6 protein-coding genes are annotated in these 7,115 nt (G+C 64.1%); all 6 read left to right on the forward strand.

Annotation, left to right across the window (positions count from 1 at the left end):
• The first annotated feature begins 396 nt into the window (after nt 1–396).
• Entirely contained in the window at nt 397–579 is a 183-nt protein-coding gene (locus tag HUK84_RS08005; RefSeq protein WP_176639823.1) for a hypothetical protein, read from the forward strand.
• Nucleotides 580–773: 194 nt separating this feature from the next.
• Nucleotides 774–1,202 (forward strand): hypothetical protein, encoded by a 429-nt coding sequence (locus tag HUK84_RS08010; RefSeq protein WP_246285530.1) that lies wholly within the window; start codon nt 774–776, stop codon nt 1,200–1,202.
• Between the two features lie 494 nt (nt 1,203–1,696).
• Complete coding sequence (locus tag HUK84_RS08015) at nt 1,697–3,157, forward strand: exopolysaccharide biosynthesis polyprenyl glycosylphosphotransferase (protein ID WP_218064274.1); 1,461 nt, start codon at nt 1,697–1,699, stop codon at nt 3,155–3,157.
• 87 nt (nt 3,158–3,244) lie between these two features.
• A complete protein-coding gene (locus tag HUK84_RS08020; protein ID WP_176639825.1) occupies nt 3,245–4,363 on the forward strand; it encodes a glycosyltransferase family 4 protein in 1,119 nt (372 codons plus the stop codon).
• 315 nt (nt 4,364–4,678) lie between these two features.
• A complete protein-coding gene (locus HUK84_RS08025; protein ID WP_176639826.1) occupies nt 4,679–6,142 on the forward strand; it encodes a mannose-1-phosphate guanylyltransferase/mannose-6-phosphate isomerase in 1,464 nt (487 codons plus the stop codon).
• A 101-nt stretch (nt 6,143–6,243) separates the two neighbouring features.
• The coding region (gene galE, locus HUK84_RS08030; RefSeq protein WP_176639827.1) for a UDP-glucose 4-epimerase GalE at nt 6,244–7,115 on the forward strand (872 nt) is incomplete at its 3' end.

Here is a 7,115-nt window from a genome sequence, read left to right on the forward strand (position 1 = left end):
GGCGGCGCGGGGCCGCCCATGCGAGGCAATCGGCCGCATCGTCCCCTTCCGCCAGGGTCATGCCCCGGTGGCGCACGGCCCGGCGCTCGGTCATGCCCGGGATCCCGGAACCGGTCCGGCGAGGCGCAGGAAGCAAGGAGAAGCTGGAATCATGTGCCAATCATAGCCCCGATGGCGCGGCAGTCCAAACGCGGCCCGACCGCGCCCGTCATGCATCATCAAACCGCCGTCATGTCAAATCGGCGCGCGCATCGCGCAGGGGCATCCGTGTGCAATGCGGGGCCGATCACAGCAGGGACAATGACGGCGGGGACAATCACATCGGTGACATCGCGCAAACGGGACGCTGCCGGGGCGTTGAGCCGGCATCGCATGGGCCAGCATCGGAGGGCGGTCATGTCGCACAACCAAACGCCCGCGGGACCTGCGCCCCCCGCGGAGACGCCGGCCGGCAATGGGAAGACGCCCGCCACCGGCACCCAGACGAAGGATCAGAAGCTGGATGAGGGGCTGGACGAAAGTTTCCCGGCCAGCGATCCCCCCGCGATCAGCGGATCGACGTCGGCCGAGGGAGAGTGAGGGAACGCGGGGCGACGTACCGTGCATGTGATGGCCGGGCGCCTGGCACGAAGCGGCCCGGCCACCCATATCGGGCAGAGACAGGCGGGTACCGGATGCCCGTCGCGGGCACGCCTATTTCCTTTGTTTCCTGTGTCGGAGCAGGAGCCATAGCCTGTCGGTCGCAGCCCCGGACGGACGGAGGGAGACGTGCGATGACGACGATGGATCCACACCAGACCAGGGCGACGGCGGAGTCGAACAACGCCAGGTCGATCGAGATCGGGTCGTGGGACGACAGGCAGGATTGCGCGGCGTGGCTGGACGCGTTCCTGTCCGAGGAGGGCCTGACCCGCGGATATGGATATTTACTGCGCCGCGCCGCGGACAAGGGATTGTACGACGTGGTCCGAAGCTGGGGCCACACGGACAGGCCCGCCCCCGTCGATGCGACCACGATCGAAATCCTGTTGCCACAGAAAATCATTATGGAAGCCGCCCAAGGGAGCGCGGCCACGTCCGAAGAAATCGTGGCGCGATTGTCCTGCGCGCTGCCCGTGGCGGTAAGGCGGCATATCACGAGAAAACGTTTCAACCGATATGGACATATCGGATGCACGGGAGAAGATCCGATGCGCCGCTGAAACAGGTGCCCCAGGCGCGGCATACACCCCCGCAAACGGCGGCAACGCCGGGTTCATCGGAAAGTTCCGCCGAAGCCGCTGGAATTTTCGTACTAAAAACAACATGATAGATTCGCGAATGGTCCTCTCCACCATGGGGTCGGAGGGGATTTTTTTTGATCCGGCATGGAACTATTTCCAACCACCCGCATCATCCCGGATGAGAATTCCCGACCATGACAAAAATTCTCACGGTCGACGCATTTTGGAACGACTTGCCATCTCATGAGACAAACAATCTATAGACTGTCCAAATTGGCCTGATGTAACCATGGGTCGGCAATAGAATAAAACCAACAATGCCGCCGTCGTGTTTTTATTTCGCAAATTTCCCAGACCAATCCAATTCTCGCCATATTCATTATTAATAAGATGGAAACTATATCCAGAGACGGGGTAGTATTATGACGACCCTAGATTACAACAGGGCAATTACACCTGATATTTCTGCTTCCGTGCCGGGTTCCGTGCCGGACAATCGTGCATTCATCGACGTAGCGCAGGAAAAGGTTCGCCCGCTTGCGGTACCCGAAAATGCACCTCTGCTGATTTTCGCATCCGATATTGTCGCCTATGCCCTGTCTTTTTTTGCCGTCTTTCTGATCAGCGCGCAGATCGCCCATATCTTCTACCATGTCGCGCTGGCCGTTCCGACAGTGTCTGCATTGCGAGACATGCTGATCGGCCAGGCGACGGTCTTCTGTTTCGTTGCCTATATCTTCTGGCTGCAGGGACATTACCGCGATCGCGGCACGTTCTGGGATGAGACCCGGGTCGTCGTTTCGACATCGCTGTTCGCCGCACTGATTTCCAGCTTCGCAATCCTTGGCCGCGTTCCGCAGCCCTATGCGCTGGCGAGCGGCGGCGCCTGGCTGTGTTTCGCCCTGTTCGCGCCGATCGGACGGCAGGTGGCCAAGCACGCACTGCATCGGCTCGACGCCTGGCAGGTGCCGACCCTGCTGGTCGGGGCGGATGAGCATTGCCACGGCATCCGCGCCGCGCTGGCCAGCGATTCCCTGCCGGGCCTGCGGACGGTCGGGCACATCGACATTTCCGAATTCATCACGGCGACCGACGACAATCACGGCCGGGGCGTGCTGCGCCGGTACGGCGCCAGCCGCGCGCTGCTGGTCTGCGACACGGATCATGGCGTCAACCGCGCGGCGGTGCAGCGGCTGGTGCGCGACGGCGTGCCCTTTACCCTGGTGCCGCGCGGCATCGAACTGCCGGTCCATGGCATGCGCAAATCGTCGTTCTTCAGCCACGACGACGTGATGTTCACTTACTATAACAATCTGGACCAGCCTTTGGCGCGGGCGGTCAAGATCCTGTTCGACATCACGGTGGCGACCAGCCTGTTCGTCGTGCTGCTGCCTTTCTTTGTCGCGATCGCCGCGCTGGTCAAGCTGGATGGCGGGCCGGCCTTTTTCGGGCACCGGCGGCTGGGGATGAACGGGCGGCATTTCCACTGCCTGAAATTCCGTACGATGGTGGTCAATTCCGCCGAGGTGCTGAAGGAATTGCTGGCGCGCGACCCGGCCGCGGCCGAGGAATGGGCCCGCACGCAGAAATTGACCAACGATCCGCGCGTGACCGCGATCGGCCGTTTCCTGCGCAAGACCAGCCTTGATGAGCTGCCCCAATTGATCAACGTGCTGCGCCTGGAGATGAGCCTGGTGGGCCCGCGGCCGATCGTGGATGCGGAAGCCGGCCATTATGGGGAATATATCGAGCTCTATTATAAGACGCGGCCGGGCGTCAGCGGCTTGTGGCAGGTCAGCGGGCGCAGCGATACCAGTTATGCCGAGCGGGTTCGCCTGGATGGGTGGTATGTCCGCAACTGGGCCATATGGCATGACGTGGCGATCCTGCTGAAGACCCTGCCCGCGGTCCTGGCGCAGCGCGGCGCGCGATGATGTGCGCGGCCGGAGCCGCTCGGGACCGGCCGGAAACGCGCCGTGGCCACGGCACCTGTTTCATCTGAAGCGGTCGGGACGGACGCAATGAACCTGTATATCAACGGCCGTTTCCTGACCCAGAAGATCAGCGGCGTTCAGCGATTCGCACGGGAAATCTCCAAACGGATATTGGAGATTTCTCCGCCTGGACTTCCGGCGCACATCCTCGCGCCGCCGGGGGGCGTCGCGTGCCCGGCGGACGGCCTGCCGGCCCGTTCATGCGGGCGGCTGCGCGGACAGGCGTGGGAGCAGGCCGAACTGCCCTGGCATGCCAGGGACGGGATGCTGGTTAACCTGGGCAATACCGCGCCGTTGCTGGCCCCGCTGGCCGGCCAGGCGCAGATCGTCGTCGTCCATGATGCGGGGGTCTTCAGCTACCCTCAGGCCTATTCGGCCAAGTTTCGGCTGTGGAACAGGGGCATGCTGCATGCCCTGCGCCATACGCGCACGCATTTCGTCACCGTGTCCGAATTTTCACGCCGCGAATTGCAGGCGCGCCTGCGCCTGCCCGATGACGGCGTATCGGTCATCACCGAGGGGGCGGATCACATCCTGTCCCTGACGCCCGACAGGACGATCCTGGCCCGGCACGACATCACGCCCCGGCGGTTCGTGCTGGCGGTCGGCAACCTGGCCCCGCACAAGAATCTGCGTGGATTGTCGCTGCTGGCGCGGTCGCTGGCGGCGCTGGACATCGATCTGGTGGTGACGGGAGGGCTGAACCGCACGGTCTTCTCGGAGAGCGACCGGGAGCAATCCCTGCCCCAGCCGGCGAAATATATCGGCCGGGTCGACGACACCGAATTGCGCGCCCTGTACGAGGCGGCGCTGTGCTTCGTATTCCCGTCCTTCTACGAGGGGTTCGGCCTGCCGCCGATCGAGGCGATGGCCTGCGGCTGCCCGGTGGCCGCGTCGGCGATTCCGTCGCTGGAGGAAGTCTGCGGTCCGGCTGCCGCCTATTTCGATCCGACCGACCCGGCGGATATCGAGCGCCGCGTCATGGCGGTGGTCGAAGATCCGCTGCAGCGGGGACGGATGCGCGATGCCGGCGGCATCCACGTGGCCGGGTTTACATGGGACCGGGCCGCGCGCCAGCTTCTGGACATCGTCGGACGCCGTGCCCCCGTGGCAAGCAGCCAGCCGCTTTTCGCCGGCCAGCACTGACCCGGACCGTTGATCCGGGCGGTGGCCATCGGGGCGGCGGCCGAAGGCGGCGGTCAAGGGACAACAGCCGGTCCGGCACGCTTTTCTGGCCATGGCGGCGCGATGTGCTATGTATGCGGCCTGACAGCAAGGCGGTCTTGGCCATGAATGGCCGACTGACGACTACAAGGTGTAAAGAGACGCAGGGTTTTCGGCCTGTCTGGGCGAACTGAACAATATTGTTACCCACCCGGCATCATTATCCCGTCAGGTGCCGCGATTTTGCTGTTATTTTCCGTTGTCCTGTTGCACGCACCACTGGAAAGGGACCAAACCATGTCCGACACCGTCTTCCCGATGATCGGCACGAAAACCGTCAGCACGACCCGCATCGTGCCCGTTATCCTGTCGGGGGGGTCGGGCAGCCGGCTGTGGCCGGTGTCGCGCGCCAGCTATCCCAAGCAGCTCTGGTCGCTGGTGGGCGAGAAGACGATGCTGCAGGAGACGGCCCTGCGCGGCGTCGGCGAGAATTTCGACGCCCCGATCGTCGTGTGCAACAACGAGCATCGCTTCCTGATCGCCGAGCAGTTGCGCGAAGCCGGCATCGAGAATGCGCGGATCATCCTGGAGCCGGTCGGGCGCAATTCCGCCCCCGCGATCGCCGCCGCCGCCCTGCTGGCGGCCGAGACCGATCCGGACGCGGTGCTGTGGATCATGGCGGCCGATGCCGTCATCACCCGTCCGGATACGCTGGAACATTTGCTGCCCGTCGCCGCCACCGCCGCGCAGCGCGGCCGCATCGTGGTGTTCGGCATGCATCCGACCCGGCCGGAGACCGGATACGGCTATATCGAGGCCGGCAAGCCGCTCTCGAAGCTGCCGGAGGCGAGCGAGGTCGCCTGCTTTATCGAGAAGCCGGACGCGGCGACCGCTTCCGAGCTGATCGCGTCGGGAAAATATATGTGGAATTCGGGCATGTTCGTCTTTTCCGCCCGCACCCTGCTGAAGGAGATGGAGACCTATGCCCCGGCGGTGCTGGGCCCGGTGCGCCAGGCGGTGGAGCAGCGGACGAGCGACCTGATGTTCCAGCGCCTGGATGCGGCGTCGTTCCGCGCGGCGCCCGACATTTCGTTCGATTACGCGGTCATGGAACATACCGACCAGGCCGCGGTGATCGCGGGCGATTTCGGATGGACCGACATCGGAAGCTGGGATGCCCTGTGGGATATCACCAAGAAGGATGACGGCGGCAATGTCAGCCAGGGCAACGTGTTCCTGGAATCCGTGGCCGGCAGCTATGTTCGCTCGGACGAGATCCTGACGGCCGTGGTCGGCGTCGAGAACGTGGTGGTGGTGGCGACCCGCGATGCGGTGCTGGTCACGCAGCAAAGCCGCGCGCAGGACGTCAAGAAGATGGTCACGCGGCTGCAGGCCGCCGGGCGCAGGGAAGCCGAGAGCCATAATCGCTGCTATCGGCCCTGGGGCTTCTATGAAAGCCTGATCCAGGATGCGCGCTTCCAGGTGAAGCGCATCGTGGTGACGCCGGGCGAGAAGCTGTCGCTGCAGAAGCATTATCATCGCGCCGAGCATTGGATCGTGGTCAGCGGCGTGGCGCTGGTGACCCGCAATGCGGAACAGATCACCGTCCATGAGAACGAAAGCATCTATCTGCCGCAGGAATGCACGCACCGGCTGGAAAATCCGGGAAAGATTCCGCTGGTCCTGATCGAGATCCAGACCGGGTCCTATCTGGGCGAGGATGACATCATCCGCATCGAGGACACTTATAACCGCAACTGACGCATGGCCGCCCGGATGTCCGTCCGGGCGGTCCTTTCATCCACCTCGAACGATCCATGGACGTGGCGGCAGGCCACGACATGTTTCGAAAGGAACGAGCCATGGCGGGACGATCGCGATTTCTGGTGACCGGCGGTGCGGGATATGTCGGCAGCCATGTGGTGGCGGCATTATGTGACGCCGGACATGATGTCGTGGTCTTCGACAATCTGCGGACCGGCCATCGGGAATCCGTCCCCGAGGGGGTGCGGTTCATCGAGGGCGACCTGGCGGATCGCGCGCTGGTGGATGCGGTCCTGGCGGACGGGCCATGGGACGGCGTCCTGCATTTCGCGGCGCTGTCCCTGGTCGGCGAAAGCATGCAGCATCCGTTTTTATATATGGAAGCCAATGCGGGGCTGGGCTTTGCCCTGGTCGATGCCTGCATCCGGCACGGCGTGAAGCGTTTCGTGTTTTCCTCGACCGCCGCCCTGTTCGGGCAGACCGAGGATGCGCTGATTACCGAGGATACGCCGATCGTACCCGGTTCGCCCTATGGCGAGAGCAAGCATATGGTCGAACGCGCCCTGCTGTGGGCGGACCGTATCCACGGATTGCGCAGTGCCTGCCTGCGTTACTTCAACGCCGCCGGCGCCGATCCGGGCGGACGGATCGGCGAGGACCATCGCCCGGAAACCCACCTGATTCCGCTGGTGATCGACGCCGCCCTTGGGCGGCGCGGGGCACTGCACCTGTTCGGCGACGACTACCCCACGCCGGACGGCACCTGCATCCGCGACTATATCCATGTCAGCGATCTGGCGCAGGCCCATCTGGCGGCGCTGGACGTGATTCGCGACCGCAGCGTGGTCTATAATGTCGGCACCGGAACGGGCCATTCCAACATGGAGGTGATCCGCAGCGTCGAGCGCGTCACCGGCCGCCAGGTGCCGTGGCTGCCGGCCCCCCGCCGTCCCGGCGATCCCGCGCGGCT

It is taken from the genome of Nguyenibacter vanlangensis (genome assembly GCF_013376155.1).
GTDB classification, from domain to species: domain Bacteria; phylum Pseudomonadota; class Alphaproteobacteria; order Acetobacterales; family Acetobacteraceae; genus Gluconacetobacter; species Gluconacetobacter vanlangensis.